The sequence below is a fragment of the Neisseria sp. P0021.S007 genome (assembly GCF_051956855.1).
The window spans coordinates 1-480 of record NZ_JBQCXA010001446.1 but is presented as its reverse complement, the minus strand read 5'-3'; the positions used below and the strand labels follow the sequence as shown (position 1 = coordinate 480).

1 protein-coding gene is annotated in these 480 nt (G+C 60.4%); it reads right to left on the bottom strand.

Going from position 1 to position 480, the window contains the following annotated elements:
• A partial coding sequence (locus tag ACTHUR_RS19625) for an ABC transporter permease (RefSeq protein WP_440400463.1) occupies positions 1-480 on the bottom strand: 480 nt, incomplete at both ends.

Below are 480 nucleotides of genomic sequence, written 5' to 3'. Positions count from 1 at the left end.
ATATCCAACTCGTACGCCACCAGCCGGTAGATTTCCACTTCCACCGTTGCAAAACGTTCGCCGCCGAGCAGTAAGGCCAGTCCGAAGCCTGAAAAACAATATAAAAACACCAGACACGCGCCACCGGCAACCCACGCGCGCACCACCGGCCATTCGACCCAGACAAACCGCCGCCACGCGTCCGCGCCCAAAGATTGTGCCGACAGCAACCGCGCCTGCGGCACACGCATAAATCCCTGATACGCCGAGCGCACCAAAACCGGCAGGTTGAAAAACACGTTGCCGTAAATCAGCAGCCACGGCGTGTCCTGCCAACCTGCCGCCAGCATACCGTGTGCGCCAAATAAAGCCAGTACGCCCATGCCCGCCACCAAAGTCGGCATTACGAAAGGCAGCATCAGCAGGCGCAAAACCGTGCGCCGTCCGGCAAAATCCATCCGCGCCAGCACCCACGCCGCAGGCACGCCCAAAGCTGTAACC